At 45.5% G+C, this 18218-nt stretch carries 20 protein-coding genes; 14 read left to right on the top strand and 6 right to left on the bottom strand.

Annotated features, from left to right (window positions below):
* Nucleotides 1–79: 79 nt before the first annotated feature.
* Nucleotides 80–1612 (bottom strand): PKD domain-containing protein, encoded by a 1533-nt coding sequence (locus tag EMM73_RS17720; RefSeq protein ID WP_127688134.1) that lies wholly within the window; start codon nucleotides 1610–1612, stop codon nucleotides 80–82.
* 304 nt (nucleotides 1613–1916) lie between these two features.
* On the bottom strand, nucleotides 1917–2909 hold the full coding sequence (locus EMM73_RS17725) for a branched-chain amino acid aminotransferase (RefSeq protein WP_127688135.1): 993 nt from the start codon (nucleotides 2907–2909) through the stop codon (nucleotides 1917–1919).
* Between the two features lie 375 nt (nucleotides 2910–3284).
* Between EMM73_RS17725 and EMM73_RS17730 the strand changes: the two genes are divergently transcribed.
* The 3 genes from EMM73_RS17730 (at nucleotide 3285) to EMM73_RS17740 (ending at nucleotide 6063) form a co-directional block, all read left to right on the top strand.
* On the top strand, nucleotides 3285–3689 hold the full coding sequence (locus EMM73_RS17730; RefSeq protein ID WP_127688136.1) for a hypothetical protein: 405 nt from the start codon (nucleotides 3285–3287) through the stop codon (nucleotides 3687–3689).
* Between the two features lie 56 nt (nucleotides 3690–3745).
* Entirely contained in the window at nucleotides 3746–4708 is a 963-nt protein-coding gene (locus EMM73_RS17735; protein ID WP_127688137.1) for a S41 family peptidase, read from the top strand.
* A 116-nt stretch (nucleotides 4709–4824) separates the two neighbouring features.
* On the top strand, nucleotides 4825–6063 hold the full coding sequence (locus tag EMM73_RS17740) for a hypothetical protein (protein WP_127688138.1): 1239 nt from the start codon (nucleotides 4825–4827) through the stop codon (nucleotides 6061–6063).
* An 8-nt stretch (nucleotides 6064–6071) separates the two neighbouring features.
* Here EMM73_RS17740 and EMM73_RS17745 read toward each other — a convergent pair whose 3' ends face one another.
* Together EMM73_RS17745 and EMM73_RS17750 are read right to left on the bottom strand one after the other, a co-directional pair.
* Complete coding sequence (locus EMM73_RS17745; RefSeq protein WP_127688139.1) at nucleotides 6072–6551, bottom strand: hypothetical protein; 480 nt, start codon at nucleotides 6549–6551, stop codon at nucleotides 6072–6074.
* 169 nt (nucleotides 6552–6720) lie between these two features.
* On the bottom strand, nucleotides 6721–7590 hold the full coding sequence (locus tag EMM73_RS17750) for a type 2 periplasmic-binding domain-containing protein (protein ID WP_127688140.1): 870 nt from the start codon (nucleotides 7588–7590) through the stop codon (nucleotides 6721–6723).
* A 140-nt stretch (nucleotides 7591–7730) separates the two neighbouring features.
* On the opposite strand from EMM73_RS17750, the gene EMM73_RS17755 reads away from it, so the two are divergent.
* Both EMM73_RS17755 and EMM73_RS17760 read left to right on the top strand, forming a co-directional pair.
* Nucleotides 7731–8072, top strand: a complete 342-nt coding sequence (locus EMM73_RS17755; RefSeq protein ID WP_127688141.1) for an FKBP-type peptidyl-prolyl cis-trans isomerase — start codon at nucleotides 7731–7733, stop codon at nucleotides 8070–8072.
* Nucleotides 8073–8257: 185 nt separating this feature from the next.
* Nucleotides 8258–10393: a TonB-dependent siderophore receptor gene (locus EMM73_RS17760; protein WP_127688142.1), complete on the top strand. Its 2136-nt coding sequence runs from the start codon at nucleotides 8258–8260 to the stop codon at nucleotides 10391–10393.
* A 62-nt stretch (nucleotides 10394–10455) separates the two neighbouring features.
* Here EMM73_RS17760 and EMM73_RS17765 read toward each other — a convergent pair whose 3' ends face one another.
* The gene (locus tag EMM73_RS17765) at nucleotides 10456–11388 is read right to left on the bottom strand and encodes a M14 family metallopeptidase (protein ID WP_127688143.1); all 933 of its coding nucleotides are present in this window, start codon (nucleotides 11386–11388) and stop codon (nucleotides 10456–10458) included.
* A 28-nt stretch (nucleotides 11389–11416) separates the two neighbouring features.
* Entirely contained in the window at nucleotides 11417–12070 is a 654-nt protein-coding gene (locus EMM73_RS17770) for a DsbA family oxidoreductase (RefSeq protein ID WP_127688144.1), read from the bottom strand.
* 426 nt (nucleotides 12071–12496) lie between these two features.
* Between EMM73_RS17770 and EMM73_RS17775 the strand changes: the two genes are divergently transcribed.
* The 9 genes from EMM73_RS17775 (at nucleotide 12497) to EMM73_RS17815 (ending at nucleotide 18175) form a co-directional block, all read left to right on the top strand.
* Nucleotides 12497–13048, top strand: coding sequence for a heme NO-binding domain-containing protein (locus tag EMM73_RS17775; protein WP_127688145.1), 552 nt, complete (start codon nucleotides 12497–12499; stop codon nucleotides 13046–13048).
* Nucleotides 13045–13968, top strand: a complete 924-nt coding sequence (locus EMM73_RS17780; protein ID WP_127688146.1) for a sensor histidine kinase — start codon at nucleotides 13045–13047, stop codon at nucleotides 13966–13968. The genes EMM73_RS17775 and EMM73_RS17780 overlap by 4 nt, the downstream gene beginning before the upstream one ends.
* Before the next feature lie 278 nt (nucleotides 13969–14246).
* Nucleotides 14247–14495, top strand: coding sequence for a hypothetical protein (locus EMM73_RS17785; RefSeq protein ID WP_127688147.1), 249 nt, complete (start codon nucleotides 14247–14249; stop codon nucleotides 14493–14495).
* 2 nt (nucleotides 14496–14497) lie between these two features.
* A complete protein-coding gene (locus EMM73_RS17790) occupies nucleotides 14498–14794 on the top strand; it encodes a cell division protein ZapA (protein WP_127688148.1) in 297 nt (98 codons plus the stop codon).
* A gap of 277 nt (nucleotides 14795–15071) precedes the next feature.
* Entirely contained in the window at nucleotides 15072–16028 is a 957-nt protein-coding gene (locus EMM73_RS17795; protein WP_127688149.1) for a CsgG/HfaB family protein, read from the top strand.
* A gap of 4 nt (nucleotides 16029–16032) precedes the next feature.
* Nucleotides 16033–16350: a hypothetical protein gene (locus EMM73_RS17800; RefSeq protein WP_127688150.1), complete on the top strand. Its 318-nt coding sequence runs from the start codon at nucleotides 16033–16035 to the stop codon at nucleotides 16348–16350.
* A complete protein-coding gene (locus EMM73_RS17805) occupies nucleotides 16347–16709 on the top strand; it encodes a DUF4810 domain-containing protein (RefSeq protein ID WP_127688151.1) in 363 nt (120 codons plus the stop codon). Before EMM73_RS17800 ends, EMM73_RS17805 begins: the two co-directional genes overlap by 4 nt.
* A 4-nt stretch (nucleotides 16710–16713) precedes the next feature.
* The gene (locus EMM73_RS17810; protein ID WP_127688152.1) at nucleotides 16714–17394 is read left to right on the top strand and encodes a GNA1162 family protein; all 681 of its coding nucleotides are present in this window, start codon (nucleotides 16714–16716) and stop codon (nucleotides 17392–17394) included.
* 214 nt (nucleotides 17395–17608) lie between these two features.
* Nucleotides 17609–18175: a hypothetical protein gene (locus tag EMM73_RS17815; RefSeq protein ID WP_127688153.1), complete on the top strand. Its 567-nt coding sequence runs from the start codon at nucleotides 17609–17611 to the stop codon at nucleotides 18173–18175.
* The last annotated feature ends 43 nt before the right edge of the window (nucleotides 18176–18218 follow it).

An 18218-nucleotide genomic window follows, 5' to 3' on the forward strand; every position in this document is an offset into this window, starting at 1 on the left:
CTGGGAAATCCTGATACTGTTCAAGGTGTTGGCTTGTGATACCCGGCTGCACTCTTCGAGCTGCAGCCGGGCTCTTGGGTCATTTGACCTGCAACAGCACTTTGAGTGGCGCTGAGGCTTTGCCCTGATTGTCCGTTACCACCAGCATCAGGTAATAGTCACCCACCAGATTGGCACTAAATTCAGTGCTGGCTTGAGTTGGCTGACTTAAATGTACCTGAGCGCTTGCCGGAGACTGATCAACTGTCCACAGGTAGCTGAGTGGACTGCCTTCGAAATCAGTTGCCATAGCTGTTAAGGTACGAATTTCAGTTAAAGCCACCAGAGGTTGAAAGGGCTGTATAGTCACTTCTGGTGCAAAGTTGAAAGCGGCTTCAATTTTTACCCCTTTAGGGAATGATTTCTTCTCGCCATCTGAAACCTGCATCCAGACTACATAGTCCCCTTCCAGATCTGTGGTTAAATCAGTTTCACTGGCCGTTTCTGTTGATAATCTGGCCTGACTGTCTTTTGGTCTGATCCCAAGTTTCCATTGATAGCTTAGGGCGTCGCCTTCCGGATCTGTTGCTTTGGCGGTGAGTTTGACAGTGTCTCCTGGTCTGATTTTCTTTGCGCTACTGCTGACTTCAGCACGAGGTGGCTGATTGTTGGTATCTGCGTGAATGTTCAGCCGTGTTTGAACTGAGATTTCTCCGTCAGACACTGTCAGTTGCAACGCATAAACTCCGGCGCTGTCGGTGATGAAATCTGTATCTACAGCTGTGGGGGCCGAAAGGCTAAACACAGCACCAGCAGGTGATTGCAGTATCTCCCAGAGATAGCTTAGAGCCGCCTGCTCGGGATCCCAGCTTTTAGCGGCGGATAATCGCAGTTTTTCATTGATTTTTATAAAGTTTTTTTCTACGTCAATAAGGGCAGTGGGTGCAGCGTTGCTGCTTACAGCACTCACCTTGAGCCTGAGTTGGTTGGTCGCTACTATCCCCTTACTGTCACTGATGCTGAGCTTAAGTACATATTCACCTGGCAGATCGGGTTGTAATGTGGTGGTCATTGCCTGCGGCTCTTTAAGCCTGCTCTGACTCAAGTCTGGTTTCTTTTCCAGTAGCCAAAGGTACTGTGGCTGTTCAATATCCAAAGAGCTTAGTGTTGCAGTGTAGGTCAATAGCTGACCCTGTTGAGCTGAGATCGAGCCAATAATGTCCACTGAGACAGGGGTAGCCGGACTGATATTGATAGTTTGCTGAGCTGTGTTGTTCAAACCTTTACTGTCAGTGACTGTCAGTTCAGCTCTGTAAGTGCCTGCCTGAGTGGTGATCACTTCGGTGCTGACTGCTGTGCTGTTGCTCAGCGGTATTGCCCTGCTGTCCGGGCCGAATAGTTGCCACTGAAAACTCAAGGTATCTTGATCTGGATCTGTGCTTTGTGAAGCATCCAGCTTCAATACTCCACCTGCACTAGTGCTGTCGTGGTTTAGCGTGACTTTGGCAACAGGAGCACGGTTTGTCGGAGCTGGTCTGGCAGCAGTATCTGCAGAGCTACCGCCACCGCAACCATTGAGAGCGAAAATGACTAGTGAGATAAGGGCGATAAAATGGCTTCTGGGTTTATACATCCTTGCATATCCTTATGGTGGTGTAACGCTGAATTTTGAACTTGTCTGACCGCTATTGCCTTCCTGGCCATGGATTAAGTTTAGTGTTTTTTTTGTAATTAAATCAATTGTTTTGTTTAATAATTGTATCTAATGTTTACTTGTGTGTATTTAGGGGTTCTTCTGTGGGTATGGCAGTTTATGCTCGATAGGCGCAGTGTCGTGGCACCCAAAGGCGCTCTGATGGCCAGTGACAGTGTAGTCAGGCCTAAGAAAAAGCAGGCGTCAGCCTGCTTTAATTGTAAAGGAGATACTCAACTAAAGATTAAACCTTAGTCAACCAACCGTGTTTATCTTCGGCTTTACCCCACTGAATATCGTTCAGGGTTTGGCGTAATTTGGCTGTGGTGCTGCCTGGTTCGCCATTGCCTACTTTGTATTCTTTGCCTTGGTGGATCAGGGTGCCAACAGGCGCCAATACAGCAGCTGTGCCTGATAAAGCGGCCTCTGTACCTGGTTTGGCAGCGCGCTCCAGTAGTTCATCTACTGTCAGTTCACGTTCAGACACTTTCATACCCAAGTCACGGGCCAGCGTTAGGATAGTGTCGCGGGTAATACCGTGCAGGAAGGACGCGTCCAGTGCTTTGGTGATAATTTCATTGCCGTCAATCAACAGGAAGTTGGCTGCGCCAGTTTCCTGTACATCACCATTAGGGCAGAACAGCACCTGATCGGCCTGGAATTTGGCTTTGGCTTGCATAGTTGGGTGCAAGGCACTGGCGTAGTTACCGCCGCTTTTGATCATACCCATATGAGGCGCACAGCGGGCGTTGTCTTCCATCAGCAGGCGTAAACCACGGCTGCCACCAGCAAAATAATCACCAACCGGAGATAACAACACATAAAGCAAAGATGTCAGTGTAGGTGTTGCTGCTTTACCAATGGCCGGTTCAGTGCCGATATGAGTTGGGCGTATATACATGGAACCTGGAGGTGTTGGTACATCGGCAGCGTAATGGCGCACCACGTCCACAATCATCTGACTCAGCAGCGCTGCGTCAAAAGTAGGTAAAGACAATAATTCAGAACTTTGTTGCATACGGGCTACGTTTTTATCCATGCGGAAAATAGCCACTGAACCGTCTTCATGGCGGAATGCTTTTAAGCCTTCAAAACAAGTACTGGCATAATGCAGCACATGAGCGCCCGGGTGCAGACTAATGCTGTCGGACGGAACTAGTGCCGACTGACCCCAAGCTGTACCATCAAAACGGGCCATTGCCATTTCAGGCATAAATACACTACCAAAAGCTGCCATTTTTCTATTTCCTGCTGATGTTCAAAGGCCAGTGTAGGCTGACCTGATTAAAGTTGGATGCGTTTTGTTATATGGGTTGGGGCTTTATAGCGGCTGTCAGCGTGATGCTGTGCCACGGCCTTGGTGCAAAATGTAACCCTGAGAATTATCAACGCATTTCTATTGTACTCAGGCTTGGTTGATTCGGCATCATTTAATTGCCACCTGGTGAGGTAGGCGTTGAGGATTGACCAGCTTTTCTACAGAGAAAATTACCAGAGCTTTCGTTTTTCCAAATAAGTAATACCAGACCGGGTGTGCAGATTGTTCTTGTTAAGCCTTGTTTTTGAACAGTTCAGTCCTTATTCTCGGTTCCTGTCGTAAAGGAAGCTTGCAATGCCACTTCAATCAAATACAAAACTATTGCGAATGCTGGCATCCTTGCTGGCGAGCTGTGCTTTGGTGTGGTTGCTGGTTTTTTTGCATAATGCGCCTGCGGCTGAGCAACAGGGGCCAGGGTATCAACAACTTTGGACTGTGTCTGCGGATACAGCCGAAGCGCCTTTGTTACAGCAACTTCAGCGCAGCCCTGCTTTATTGTTTTTGCATCAGAAACAGCAAGCTGATTACCAGTTGGTGCTGGAATTTGGCAAACTGGCTTTGGTTTTAATTCCTCTGATACTTCCTCTGTGTTTTCTGCTTTTACTCTGGTTTATTCGCGCAGGCCCGGGCCGGCGCTTTCGGCTGTCGTTATGGCACGACGCTAATCTACATAAAAAACGGCTTTATTATCAGCTTTAACTCAAATGACTGTTTTATTGGTTTTACAGAACTTTTATCAGTAATTTGAGGTGGTTATGAATTCTTTATTAAAAAAGCAGTTCCTTGCTTTGGTGCTGCTTGTTGTTATCGTTTTTCCGTTTTTTGTGCAGGCAAATACCGCTCTTACCCCATTTGAGAGGCAAACCAGTCTCGATGGCGTTATTCGCATACTAAATGAACAGTATGTGTTCCCCGAAACTGCATCAAAAGTTGGCGAGTTTTTGCGACAACAAGAGCAAAGCGGGGCTTTGGCTGAGGTAAGCACCCAGGAGCAGTTTGTTGAAAAGATTGGTGCTTTAATGCGCAAGCACAGTGGAGATGGTCATTTAAATCTGGCTTTAATAGCGGAGCAAGGTGGGGTTTCGCATCGTTTAAAAGAGACTGAGGAGCTCAAAATCAATAACTTTGCCTTTGAGCAGGCGCGAATTCTGCCAGGCAATATTGGCTATCTGAAACTACATAAATTCTGGCAGGCCGAAGCAGCGCATAAAGTCGGGCACGCCGCTTTAGTGTTTTTAAGTCATAGCGATCATATAGTCATCGACCTGCGTGACAGCGGAGGTGGTTCGCCGCAACTGGTGCAGTATTTAATCAGCCACTTTGTACCCGAAGGTACCTTGTTATGGGAGTTGTTTGATCGTAATGGCAAGAGCACAGAGCAAGTACTAAGCCTGGCCGTACCTGATGCTGAACTGCTAAAAACCAAGCCGCTGTACATTCTGCAAAGTGAAAAATTGGTCAGTGCAGGAGAGTTTTTTAGTTATACGCTGCAACAGCTTGGCCGCGCTGTGGTGATAGGCGAAACCAGCGCTGGTCTGGCGCATTATACAGGCGCAGCTCAGGTCAATGACTGGCTTTTTGTGCGTATTCCCATGTACAGGCCGGTTAACCCAGTTACAGGCACTAACTTTGAAGGTGTTGGCGTGGAGCCGAATATCAGAGTAAGCACAGAAATGGCGCTGTATAGGGCGTTGAGGTTAGCGAATAAGGGGAGTTAGCTGATAAGGGCCTGCTGTTACTTCTGTGATTGTGGGCTGCTTTTACGTTTTAACCGTTTTTGAACTTCTTATATTTTCCTGTATCGAATCAGCAGTTTAAATCTTAGGAAATCATCATGAATAAAGGATTACTTTTAATCAGCTGTTTCCTTTGCGCCTTGCTACAAAGCACTGGTAGCAAGGCCGAACCTATACTGCGTTATCAACTGGAGTTGTCAGAGCAGCCAACTAAAGCCCAGTTGAGTATTCAGACTAAGCAGTTGGGTGCTTTTCAGTTAAGCGCTGCCCGCAGCATGAAATCTGAGATTTCTACTCCAGCAGATCTACTTTGCCTGCGGCAAGGTAAAACCAATAAAGCGACTTTGGACACAGATTTAATGTGTGACGAAGTGCGCTGGTCCGTGAATTTTATTGAATTAAAACAGCAGGATTATGATGTATCACAGCAACAAAATTTGTATTCAGAACAAGGTTGGTGGCTGCTGACTGAATGGGATGATCTGTTGCGGGTAAAAGGTGCAGATATTGCAGAGCTTTGCCTGAAGAAAAAAGGTCAGTTGAGTGATTGTAAAAGCATTCCGGCAATGAATCAGCCGCCTTTGTTTTATTTGACTGGTAAAAGCTTAAGTTCAATTAAGATCGCAGGGCAACAGTTTGATATTTATAGTAATACAGACATCAGTACTTTGCTTGAGCCATCGCAGTTAAAGCTGCAACAAGCCCAGTTTGACTATCTGATGCAGTTAACTGCAGCAAAACCATCTCAGGCCATCAGCTTGCTTTGGCTTGGGGTTAGCCCAGCACAGCGTAACTTAGGTGGGGCTGCAGGTTTAAATAGCTACCTGGCTAATTTTCACTATGACGCCTCAGGGATCAGTGCAAAAAGCCAACAGCGTTTATGGTGGATTTCCGGCCATGAACTTTTCCATATGTTGTACAGCAAGCCACTACCTTTGTGGCAAAGCGAAAGTCTGGCGCATTACTTTGGCTATAAGTCGTTGCTAAACGCCGGGGTTCAGCCTGAACAGACGCCGTTGTATTATGCAGAGAGAGCGGCTTCAGGCCCTAATGCAACAGCTGGTTTATATCTGGCGCAGCAGAAAGTAACAGAGCAGCAGGATTACAGCTACTATGCTTTGTTTTACGACAAAGGCGCTGCTTTTTGGTATGAACTGGACCAGTTAATACAGCAACAAGGCAAGTCACTGGAGCTGTATTTGCCATTGCTGCACCAGCAGCAACCAGAGAGTGATCAGTTGCCGGCTGGCTTTATTGATTCGGTAAGCCGTTTAGTCGGGAAACGGAGCTTTGAGCAACTGCAGCAGCGCTATTTAACGGCTGCGCCCAGCCCATAATCAGCCGCTTATTCGTTAAGGATTTCAATCTGAGGCGCATGCTGGCGGAAAAAATAGCGGACTTGTTGCAGCTCATCTACATGAAATATCCATTGATGCCCTTGATTCCAGGCCAGTTGTAAAAAAGCTGGTCCCTGAATATCGAACCGACCTATTACTACTTTGCGCACTGTCTCTGGTAGGGGATAGTCCGATATGTAAATTCTGTTGTTTTCTACTTTGAGAACTTCTATCAGGCTGCCGACTGATGCTCTGGGAAAGCCTTTGGCATGCAAAAAAAACAGAGTAAACATCAGCTGTGTATAAATACCTGTTATCAGCATGAATGCGCGGCCTTCGGTGCTGTAGTGGTAAAACACTAAACTCAGCCAGAGCAAGTTAGCCAGTAGCAGCCATAACTTTGATCTTTGGCTGAGGTTTTTCCAGCCAAGCTGTATCGACCTATGGGATGGAGTTTGAAATTTCCAGTGGATTTGGGGTTTTTGCATCAGGCTTCCTTGATTCACCCAGAGTTAGCAAGGCTCTGGTAGATTTCTATAGTTATCAAACCAGTAGACTAATTTTTTAACTTTCCGGCAATCTATTTTTACTGCGGTTTGATGTTTGACTTCTGCTTGATTTGTGGTTATCCGGCATTGGTCCCTCCCTGAGGTCGTTTTAATAACCTTGTTGTGGGTCAAACCAAAGCGCTTTGTTTTTTAACGGTGTTTCGGCCGGTAATATTGGATTGGTTAACTGCACTATAGTTCTGGATTTCAAATCAGCCTGCTGTATGGCACTACTAAAATGTTGTGAAAAAAGCTGTTGCATACTGCCATCTTCGATAGCCCGAAGTAGCCCAATCTCTATGGCGTTGGCCAGTGCAATGTTGTCTTTTTGTACAAAAAAATACAGCGCAGCAGGGTAATGTAATACCCACTTTGAGGCTACAGTCAAAGACATGCCAGGTCTTTGTTGCAACTCTGGCCAGATTTCTGTAACGGAACGGGGGAAATACTCTATACGTTTGGCTTCCAGCATTTTGAACATAGCGTCAAAATCGCCACCCGCCAGCACCCGAAAACTATTCGCCTTTAAAATAGGGTAATCCGGCCAGTCGCCTCCTTGTACAGAAGGGCTGGTTTTCAGATGTTTTTCATCCAATTGCTGTATTTTTTGCTCGTTATCCTGATGGATAAGCAATAAACGCCAGCCAATTAACCCCCTGTCGATAGGAATACGTATAGGCCGCAGTTCTTTTTCCCGCTCCGGCGACGTCATAGTCCAGACCACATCCAAACCACTTTTAGATCCCAATTGGCGTAAGGTGCGGTGTTGCGACATCACCTGTCCGCTGGGAGCCAACTGATAGTCTGTACCAGATTTCTCTATCGCCAGATGCAATAAGGCAATTGGGTAACTGCCACGCGTATCGCTTAACATCGACATAGGCCATGAATAAATCACTTGTTGTGGTTCTGATCTGCCAGATAATGGGAATAGCAGACTCAGTAACAGCAGACAAAACCTGGTGTTCATGACGGACATTGTATGTACTCCATGGCGTTGATTCAGAAACTATAGAACATTTCCAGCTTTGAGTTGGGTTGTTGATTTTTTTAGCGCTATTATTTCGCCTGCCTTTTCTCGTTATAATCAGCAACAAATAATCAGGACAGGTTGACGGCATGACAGATGAGTTGAAAATTGAAGATCTGCTTTTGGGTGATGGCAAAGCAGCTGAACGTGGCGCTTTGATCACTGCGCATTATCGAGGCTGGCTGGAGGATGGCACTGAGTTTGATTCCTCTCATAAAAGAGGCGAAGCCTTTCAATGTATTTTGAGTAATAACAGAGTGATCCAAGGCTGGATTTTAGGTTTGAAAGGAATGAAAGTTGGGGGTAAACGTAAGTTATGGGTACCCGCCCATTTAGCTTATGGTGAACGCCAGATTGGCACTATGATACCGCCGAATTCAAAGCTGATTTTTGAAATTGAATTGTTGGAAGTGCTGACGCGAGACGACTGACCCCGTCATCCTTGAAGCCGCCGCTTTGTTGACTGCGCGCTTTCGCCCCAGTCGCATAGTGATCTATAAGTGACAGATGTGAAGCTTCTTATATGTACTCGTCGTAGAGCGCCGTCCTTTATCTTAATCTAGTTGATAATGATTCGCATTGGTGTATTATTCGCCCAACTTTATTGGGGGTGAGCATGGCGTTACAAAAAAAATTCAGAAAGTTGCCAGTAGTACTGGCAGTTCAGTTAGCTTGCGTAGCTGCTGCGGTTCAGGCGGCAGAAAACAAAGCCGAACAAGAGATTGAAAAAATCGCTGTAGTAGGAAACTACACTGTGAATGAAAACATAGATACAGCAACAGGTTTAGGCTTGTCTTTGTTTGAAACCCCTCAGTCTGTCAGTGTTATTACTTCTCAACGTATTATTGATCAGGGCTTCAGTGGCATTCATGAAGTTATTAGTCAGACAGTGGGCGTATCGGCTAAACAGTTGGATACCACCCGCAACACCTTTAGTGCCCGTGGCTTTGATATAGATAAATACCAGATAGATGGTGTGCCTTTAGCCTGGAGTTTAGCCGGAGACTCTGGTGAAACCATCACGGATGTATCCATTTATGAGCGTATCGAAGTAGTGCGCGGTGCTACGGGTTTGTTGACCGGAGCTGGTGATCCATCCGCTTCCATCAACTTAGTCCGCAAGCATGCAAATGCGGCTGAGTTTAAAGGATACGTTAATGCAGGACTTGGTCGCTGGAATAACAAATTTGTGACCGCAGATCTGTCAACAGGCTTAGATAGTCAAGGAGATGTACGTGTACGCTTGGTTGCCAAAAAAGAAATGGGCGACAGTTTTATGGAGATTCCAGAAGACGATAAAACAGTGGTTTATGGCGTAATAGACGCCGATTTAACCAATCAGACTTCAATTAGTTTTGGTAGCAGCTATCAGGATAATGACCCTCAAGGTTCAACCTGGGGTGGTTTAGCAGCCTGGTTTAGCGACGGCACTGCCACAAACTGGGACAGAAGTCTTACTTCTGCAGCGGACTGGACTTATTGGGCTTCTACAAACAAAAACAGTTTTGCCAATTTGCTGCACAACTTTGCTAACGGCTGGCAAGCAAAAGTCAGTTACAACCATACAAAAAACACAGCAGACACCCAATTACTTTATCTCTTCGGTTCGCCGGATAAAGCAACAGGTGTAGGTTTGTCACCCTGGCCCTATAAAAGCACTGGCTTTAGCACGCAAGACAGTCTGGATCTGCAGTTAAAAGGCGATTACCAATTAGCAGGCCGTAGCCATGAATTTGTGCTTGGCATGCTAAACAGCGATCAAGAAGCCGAAACGGCCACTTTTGCTCCAACGTCAGCCTCGACTCCTGTAGGTAATTTTTATCAGTGGACTGGTGGCAGTTATCCGGAGCCAACTTTCTCTGCGACTGCTGCGCTAGCCGTAGATTTAGAGACAGAGCAGGACGGCTATTATGCCGCCACTCGTTTATCTTTGACTGATGAGCTAAAACTGATAGCGGGTGGTCGTTTATCCACGTGGAAACGCACAGGCGTGAATTATGGCCAACCAGAAAATTACGGTGATGACAATGTGTTTGTGCCTTATGCTGGATTGATGTATCAGTTTAGTCCACACCACAATGCCTATATCAGCCAGACTGAAATCTTTAAACCACAAAATGCTCGTATAGAGTCTGGTGCTTATGTAGACCCGCTGGAAGGTACTAATACAGAGCTGGGTTTAAAGAGCTCTTTCCTCGATGGTGCTGTGCAAACTGCGGTAGCTATATTTAAAATCGATCAGGACAATCTGGCGCAGCCTATTGGTACTTTCCCGAGAGAAGAGGGGCGGCCTGTTGAAACTATGTACCGCGCTGCTCAAGGCGTCGAAAGTAGAGGCTTTGAGCTGGAGTTGATCGGCCGCTTGACAGAGAGCTGGAATATTTCTGCAGGTTATTCTCAGTTTAAAGCTGAGGACGCTGCTGGTACTGAAGTGAATACCGATCATCCACGTAAAAAGCTAAACTTGTTTACGACTTATGACTTTGTGAATGAGTTAGAAGGTCTAGTGATTGGTGGTGGTATCAGCTGGGAAGATCAACAATACAGTGGGACAGCACCAAAAATTCTGCGACAGGACGCCTACAGTCTGGTCAGTCTGATGGCTCGTTACGAAGTGACACCGCAGCTGTCTGTGCAGTTGAATGTCGATAACCTGTTTGACGAAACTTACTACAGCCAGATTGGTTTTTTTGATCAATATGGCTACGGCACACCACGTAACTTCACTTTAGGCGCAACTTACGCGTTCTAAAAACTAACCTGGGGTCAGTTCAAATTGTTAACTGTTAACAATATGCTCTGCCCCCTGTTTCATTAAGCTAAAGCGAAATCCACACCAGCACAAATCACTGCAACCTGGGCAGCATTGCATTGTTCCGGGCTGGCTTTTGGGCTGTCAGGATACACTTCTGTGGTGGTAACAAATTTGGCATCTGTCATGCCGCCACAAAGTCCCAGCGAACGTTTTGGGTAATTGACGACACCAAACTGAGCCAGCTTTTCGCCGATCAGGCAGCCATTTTCATCGGCTTCTGCTATATGAGTGACGTTTTGCACTGCTTCGATAATAGCGCGCTGAAAACCAGGCTCTGGCTTGTCAGTATCCCCAACCAGATAAAAACCATCAGGGATGTTCCAGTTGTGATTCACAGTGCCATCCCGTGCTGCTTTGGCCGGGCGGAATTCGCTGTTGTCCGAATCCGTAGTTTCATGCAAATCTATATGGACTAAAACTTCACCAGCATGCTGGCGCACGAAAGCCATGGCCAGGCTTGCCTCATCTGACTGACTTTGTGCACCAAAGGAGCGGTTTGGATCGACAGCTTTTGGATTCCAGCGGTTGATAGTTTCATAACCCCAGGGACTGATACAAGGCAAAACCAGCAGATTGACCTGTTTGCTGTAACGGCTGAATTCTTCTTGAATGAACTGAAGCGCACCTTGCACTCCACTGGTTTCGTAGCCATGTACACCGCCAGTCACCAAGACAATGGGTTTATCGGCTTGCCAGTTTTTACTCCGAACAGCAAAGAGCGAGTAGACTGGTAAATTAAAAGCGCTGTAATCCAGAGTGCCGTAGTTCACCACTTCAGCAGTGTCAGGTACCTGCTGTAGTGGTGTTACGACCTGGTCCTGATAACTGCGTTTGATTTGCTGCTCAGTTAACCACTGCTGTTTCTCTGAGTCGCCCCATGGATTGCCGACAATGCCTATGTGATAAATAAAATCTTGAGTTGGGTTGGTCATACCGCACCTTTTGGTTGAATGGATCTTGTTACCCGGTGGTCATTTCATCGGCAATTTGCAACAGGCTCCTGGCCAGAGTCGCAGCATCTTGTGCACCGGAAATTAAATAGCGCTGATTGATCACGAAAGCTGGCACTGAACTGATCCCTGCTTGCTGATACTGTGCCTCTTCGGTTTTTACTTCGTCAATAAACTGAGCCGATTCCAACACTTTTAATGCTTCTTCCGGCTTAAGCCCAGCTTTTTCAGCGCATTGTTGCAGTACTTCGATTTTAGATACGTCTTCGGCAAAACCAAAATAAGCTTCAAATAAGGCCTGTTTCATGGCTGTTTGTTTGTCAAAGGCTGCAGCCCATTTCACCAGACGATGCGCGTCGAAGGTATTGCAGGTAAACCGCTGCTGCATTTTTTCGAAGTTGAGTCCTAAATCTGCCGCGATTTGCATCATCGACTGTTGCGAAGCCCGCATTTCTTCTTCACTACGGCCATACTTTTTGCTTAACGCAGGCAAAATAGCTTCCGGGATCAAGTTTGGATCCGGATTCAGTTCGAAAGCCCGCCATTGAAGACTGACACTGACTTGGTCTTTTATGCTGTGCATAGCCTGTTCCAGCCGCGCGTACCCTATGGCGCACCAAGGACAGGCAATATCTGAGACTAAATCTATATGCAGGTTTTTCATCATGGGTCCCGGAATCTAATTATAGAGCCAAAGATCTGGTTACGTGATTGATAAATATCAAGACCAGTGCAGCAACTTGCCGCAGACAAATGAGATGAGTGGCAGAAAATGCCTGCCGAAAGTTTCGACCGGTTGGAGCTGCCTGAAGCTGGTGTTTTAGTTTAAACCAGCTGTACTTGAAGCTGCGATTTTGTGCGCCGCAGCATTTTGCTCACTTCAAGTGATTTGGCAATAAGCAATAATTGAAGCTTAGTTCTCGGCACGGCAGACCAGTGAGCTCTAATTCAGCCGCCTTCGGCAGGGATTGTGCCGCATTTAGTGAAATGAGTAGTTGAGTTATGCTGATGAATAAAGCAATAATTGATAAAAACAAAACCCAGACTAGACTGTGATTCTGAAGCCAACCTAATTAACAGAGGTATAGTGATGCAAGGAATGGTGTTTACTGCGTTATCTGACATGGTGATCGAAAAGTTCGGGATGTCGCGCTGGAATAGCATATTGCAACAGGCACAGTTATCCTCTGACGGAGTTTTTACCAGTGCCCAGCAGTATCCCGATGCGGAGTTACTGCAACTGGTCAGTATTATTTCCGATGAACTCGAGATCCCAGTTCCTGTTTTAGTGAAAGCGTTCGGAGTGTATTTATTTCCTGCTTTGTACGCGCGGCGACCCAAGCAATTGGACCAGGTAAAAGGGGTCATTGAGTTTCTTACTTTTGTTGAAGATACAGTTCACTATGAAGTGAAACGTTTGTATCCAGACACCTATTTGCCCACCTTTGAGCATGAGCTTTTGCCTGATGGGGGACTGAAATTGATTTATCGTTCCAAGCGCCAGATGTGTGCTTTAGCCGAGGGCCTGATAGAGGGTGCTGCAGCTCAGTTTAAAGAGGAGGTTCATATTGAGCAGCCTGTTTGTGTGCACAAAGGCGGCGAACATTGCGAGTTTTTAGTGCGGGTGAATACTAAACAATGAGTGAAGATAGCTACCAGATTGCCTATCTGCGTGAGCGCAAAGCAAGGTTGCTGGCTGAGCAGTTGTTGGATGACAAATCCAGAGATTTGTATGACAAAGTACTGGAGCTGGAAAGTACTGTGTTGCAGCTGAAGACGGCACAAAGTCAGTTACTTCATGCGGAGAAGATGGCTTCTATCGGTCAGTTAGTCGCCGGAGTAGCGCATGAGCTTAATTCACCTTTGGGCTTTTGTCGCAGCAATTTAGAGACTCTGCGTTTTTATAGCAATAAGCTTGAACTGCTGGACCAGTGGATAGTGCAGTCATTGGCCGCTGGCACTTTGAATGCTCAGAGCTATCAAGGCTATTGCCAAGAGCTGAATGTGGCCTATTCCATTGCCGACAATAAAGACTTGATTGCGGATATCGTCTATGGGTTGGATCGTATTGCGTCCATAGTGTCTGGACTGATGTTGTTTTCTGATGAGAGTCGCCACACCAGTCAGTTAATCAATTTGACTCAGCTGACAGAGCAGGCTGTTGGCATGAGCCTGGGGTCAGTGCAATCAGAGCTTCGCTTGTCAGTTCAGCTGGCTGATTGTTTACCTATTTATGGTTCTGCAGCTGAATTACTACAGATGATGTTGAATTTGATGAGTAATGCTGCACAGGCCTGTAGCCCGGATGGACAGATCCGTGTGATGGGCTGGACTGAAGCTACGAGTGTAAAACTAAGTATTCATAATGACGGCCCTTGTATTGAACCGGCACATTTATCGAAAATTTTTGACCCCTTTTTTACCACTAAACCTATAGGGCAAGGATCAGGTCTTGGTTTGTCTATAGTGGCAGGTATTGTAAAACGCCATCAAGGTACCATTACTGTGTCTTCCACTGCAGAAGCTGGTACTGAGTTTCTTATTCAATTCCCTGTCGCCTGAAGTTCAGGACTTAGGTTACAAACAGCTGGCTGTATTCTGCTCTTGCCTCGGTAGAACGATTCTGTGTGGATAGCACACAAGCACTGTTGTTTTTTCGCTGCGAAACTTGAAGCTCAACTGGCTTTAAAGCATTGCTTTAAACTGCAGGGGCTGTATGATGCAGCCCTTTTTCGTTGCAGGCCAAGGGCATTCAGCTTAGGTTCAAATCTTCAGCTTTACTCTCTCGTCTGTGTTGTACCCATCCTATTTTCAACCCACTAATGCATTAAGGGAATTTTATGTTTGAAACCGAATTCAGCAAGCTAGAGCAGTTAATCCAGAATTTGATATCTGAAAACCAGCAGCTAAAAACGCAAGTACAGCAATTGGAGCAAAAAGAGCAGCAGTTGCAGCAGGAACTGAAAAGCAGCGCAGATCAACTGGAAACTTTGCAGTTAAATGCGATGGAATCTGACGACCAAAAACAAAAAACACAGCAGAAATTACAGCAACTGACTCAGTTGTTTGAACAACCATTGTCAGCCTGAAGATGCTAAAACAGCCCTTGGTGGTTGAACAGAAAGTCGTAATAGCCGGTCGGGAATATTGGCTACGCTGCCCAGCCCAGGAACAAACCGAGCTGCAGGAAGCAGCGAGAGTGCTGAATGCGCAGATTGCACAAGTGAGGCAGGGGGCTGGTCATTTGTCGATGGAGCAAAGCATAGTTCTGGCTGCTTTGAGTTTATGCCAGCAGTTAGTGACTCAGCACAATCCCGCGGTCGATGAAACTAAGCAAAGTCTGGCAAAGTTAATAGCTGTTCTTGAATCCCATACAGCCGGACATTAGTCTGGCTGTACCCTTCTTGCCTCTTTTAAGAGGCATTGTTACAAAAGCTTAGTTTCGATATTTATTACTAGCTATATCTTTCAAATGACTTAACTTTTAGTTAAAGTTTATTTAGTTTTATTCAAATGTTAATATTTGTGTAAGCCATGGCTTAGTTATAACTTCTGCGATTTAATGGATTAAATCTCTCTTTATCCTGCCTTTTGCGTTGTTATCTGTCCTTACATATTGAATTTCTTGAACTATTCAGGAATCTATAAAAATTCATGAGGAAATGATGAAAAAACAAGTACTTCCTATCGCGCTGCTTAGTCTGGTTAGTTTAACCGCCTGTACTTCAGCAACACGCGGTACTGTTAATTCTTTGCCTGCAATTGGGCCAACTATAAGTCCTGTGCTTGCCCAAGCTCCAGAGTTATCCTTAAAGCGAGTAGTGGCCATAGCTCGTTTTTCTGATGAAACAAAAAGAGGTAATGCTTTTTTGTTGGATCAGAGTGGCGATCGCTTAGGGAAGCAAGCATCAGATATTTTAGCAACACGCCTGACTGAAACTAATAAATTCATCATGCTTGAACGTGCTGATTTGGACAAAGTGATAAGTGAAAATGCATTTAAAGGCGAACAGATCCAAACCGTCGGTTCAGATTTTTTGATCGTTGGTTCTGTATCTGAATTTGGCCGTTCAACTAATAGTGAAGTGGGAGTGTTTAGCCGTAATAAAATTCAAACGGCTACAGCCACTGTTAATGTTCGTTTAATCAACACGAAAACCGGGCAGATCATGTATTCAGAAGAGGCGACAGGAGAGGCCAGAGTTGAGGCAAACTCAGTCATGGGTGTCGGTGAACGCGCAGCCTACGATACCTCGATCAATGACAAAGCATTGTCTGCCGCTATTTCGAAGCTGGTGAGCAATATTTCTGAGAATCTGCTTGATTCACCTTGGCAAGCCTATTTAGTCAGTAAGCAAGGTAGTCAGTTTTTTATGACTGGTGGTTCCGCACAGGGCATCAAAGTAAACGATACTTTTGACGTGGTGAGCCCAGGTCAGCAAGTTAAAAATCCACAAACAGGTATGCTGATCAGTTTGCCTGGACAGAAAGTCGCCACTTTACGTGTCACTGGTTTTGTTGGACAAGGCAATGATGAATTGTCAGTGTGCGAACTGGTTTCAGGTGCGCTGAGTGAACAGAACATCAGCACAGTAGTTGTGCGTGAAGAAGGGAAGGTGTAGTTAAATGAAATATTTGATTTGTCTGGTTTTTTCTTTGTTGCTTTCGGCTTGTAGCACGGGGTTCACAGAAGTAAAACAAGTGGACGATAAAGCCTACTTGCAGCTGAGCGGCAATATTCAGGGCACAATATTGGTTTTAGATAATACCACTACAGTTCATCTGGACAGTGCTGACACCTTTAGTCTGGATGGAGAGACAGTGGCAAAATTTGATTTGAGTGTGGGCAGTCATCAGATTGAAATCAGCAGAGGCCAGCAGGTTTTAGTGAAAAGAAAAATTTATGTCACCAATGGCAATGTGTTTGAGGTAAGAGTTCCATGAAAGACTTTCTGCAAAAAGCTTTGATTTTAGTTTGTGTCTTTGGTGTATCGGCATGTGCCAGCACGAACAAGTCGATTTATCACTGGGGTGATTATTCCGAAACAGCTTACGACTATAAACATGAACCTTCAGATGAGACTCGTGAGAAACATAAAAAAGCGCTTCTGGCTATTATCGCAAACGCAGCCAAAGCAAATAAGAAAATACCACCGGGCATTTATGCTGAGCTGGCCACACTGGAACTTCAGGTGAACAATCTGAATGAAGCTCAGGCCTATTTATTGCAGGAAAAAGCGTTGTTTCCTGAATCGGCGCATTTAGTCGATACGATGTTAAACAAACTGAACAAGGCGGGCTGATCCGATGATAACTCCATTTAAAACTATATTGGTATTGGCTGCTTTAGTATTATCTGGCTGTGCAACGCAAAAAATTGTCAGCAAGCAAGAAGCTTTTCCTAAGATGTATGATGTCGCACCATTATCTGTATTGGTTGTACCCGCGATCAATAAATCAACAGCTGCTGATGCCCCCGATTTGTATTCCACAACTATTGCTCAGCCTTTGGCCGAAGCTGGCTATTATGTCATGCCAATTCCGTTGGCTACTCTGATGTTACAACAGGAAGGCATCATAGATGGTGCTCAGTTACGTGATGTAAGTCCGGATAAATTTAAGCAAATTTTTGGTGCTGATGCAGTACTTTTTGTCACTATTAATCAATGGGATACTAACTACTATGTGACAGGTGGAAATGTCACAGTAGGTGCTGAGTTTGATTTAGTTTCTACGGAGTCTGCTGAGTCTTTGTGGACTTATCGTAATGTCGTGGTAATCAATACATCAGGTAATAGTGGTAATTTATTAGCAGATATTATCAGCACAGCTATTACTACTGCCACGACAGATTATGTGCCTATTGCCCGCATGGTGAACTCTTCAGTTATCAATACTTTACCTGTAGGAAAATACCATTCCCGCCACAAACAGGACGGTATGGATCAATCTGTGAATACCGCATTGTCGGCAAAAGCCGCACAATAACTCAAAAGAAGTCTTTTAAAATGGCCTCACATGAGGCCTTTTTTTGCGACTTCATGTTGTTATTCTTCGTATCAGGGCATAACAACAATATAGTTTTCTTTTTGTTCTGGTGGTTAAGTTTTGGTTCAGTCGGCTTTGGCAAACTAAAAATAGTATGGATGTCAGCTCGTGGTCGGTGGCAACAAAACTTGATTAACTCTAAAGGAACGAAGTTATGATGCAATTTAAAACTATTTTGACTGCTGCTGTTGCAGTTGTTGTCTTGGCTGCCTGCAGTTCAACTGCAACAGACAAACAAAAATATGCCCAGCTTTACCAGGAAGCACCGCAAAAAATAATGGTGGTGGTGCATGGGGGTGCTGCTGTGCCCGCTGAACTGATTAAAGCTTTTGCCAAGGAAGTGCCGGAAGTTGTAGCGGACCATGGCTTTGAAGTGGTTGATGTAACACAGCGGCAGCTGACCGAGGTACCGGCGTTAACTGATGTGGATGCTGTGCTTTATGTCGATATTCAGCGTTGGAGTAAAGATTCGTCAGCTATTCTTGCTGCAGAGTCTGTGTTGGAGCTGGAATTTAAGTTAGTTTCGGCAAAATCCGAGCAGAACTTGTGGCGTCATCAGGACACTCACACTAAAACCCATTTGTATCTGGGCGGTGATGCTGTGTCTGAATTGATTCATAGGGCATTTTTTGCGGCTTCTACAGCCTATGAAAATCGTGCCAGTGCAGTGACGAAAAAAGTATTTTCAGATTTCCCTGAAGTGCTGGCGGCTAACCACTAAGAATTTACTGGAGTCACCCATTAGCCTCTCGGTGTCAATAGCG

The sequence above is a fragment of the Rheinheimera sediminis genome (assembly GCF_004005375.1).
Classification (GTDB): domain Bacteria; phylum Pseudomonadota; class Gammaproteobacteria; order Enterobacterales; family Alteromonadaceae; genus Pararheinheimera.